The sequence below is a fragment of the Klebsiella sp. AqSCr genome (genome assembly GCF_008452795.1).
GTDB lineage: Bacteria > Pseudomonadota > Gammaproteobacteria > Enterobacterales > Enterobacteriaceae > Klebsiella > Klebsiella pneumoniae.
In genome coordinates this window covers 1-914 of record NZ_MJDM01000047.1, presented here as the reverse complement: position 1 = coordinate 914, position 914 = coordinate 1, and the positions used below count along the sequence as shown (strand labels likewise).

The window sequence follows — 914 nt, the reverse complement described above, 5'->3', positions numbered from 1 at the left end:
GAACAGTTGCGCAATTTATTTGTGCATCTGTGAGGCGTTGCCGCCTTCGGCGGAGTCTTTTCGTCTTTATTTGAACAGAGGTTATTTATGACAATATCTGTGCCTGTCAGGTCTCTTGATACACATGAACTGATGCCTGGCGATATTTACCCACATCCTGCAGCGGGGGGAATTGATTCCCTGTCACATCGCGAGGTCTGTTCTCTCTTCAGTGACCACATCATGTATATCTGCAGCGCGTTAGTTATTCTTCTGCTTGTTTTCATCGCAGGTGTCTTTTTCCGAAAAATAATGACGTCTTCCGTGGAGCGTAAGCGAAACACGGCGTCAGTTATTTCCGATGCAAAGCCAGAAGTACAGAGCAAACCGGAATACTTCCATCTTTCCATATGTGTGGAAGGCCCGGCCAGCACGGATGACTCCGCCTTGTCCTCTCTTGCCTCCCGTGTTGTCCGCGAAGCAGAAAATCTGTATATCCCCGGCGTCAATCGCCGCGACAGCGCTGACGACGTGTTTGCCTGGTCCGTGCAGACTCAGTTTCCTTCTGACAGGCTCTTCGGCACACGGATTTTCCCGTCAACCGGCTGGTTTGAACGTCCGGATATGATTAAACATCCGGTGAAATGCTACTGCGTCTGCCTGCAGTACACGACTGAAACATTGCCATCCACACTGTATGCCCTGGTCGATGAGGCCGGACGGCAGGTGGCGAAGTCGTATATTAAAGGCGGGCACTGCCCTGGCTCAGAGGGCTATACCTTCTGCATAACCTCTTAATAGAAGTCAGTATCCGGCCTGGCCATCAATGGATCCGGGCATGACTGTAATCCTGTTTTGTGCCGGTGTATTTCCGCTGATTAATTTGTCCTTCCGACCCTAATACTTTACTGACGGATTAGTGCCATGAGTTTCAA

1 protein-coding gene is annotated in these 914 nt (G+C 50.2%); it reads left to right on the top strand.

The window, feature by feature from the left end:
* Positions 1-87: 87 nt before the first annotated feature.
* Entirely contained in the window at positions 88-777 is a 690-nt protein-coding gene (locus tag BHE81_RS28470) for a hypothetical protein (protein ID WP_013023831.1), read from the top strand.
* Positions 778-914: the final 137 nt, after the last annotated feature.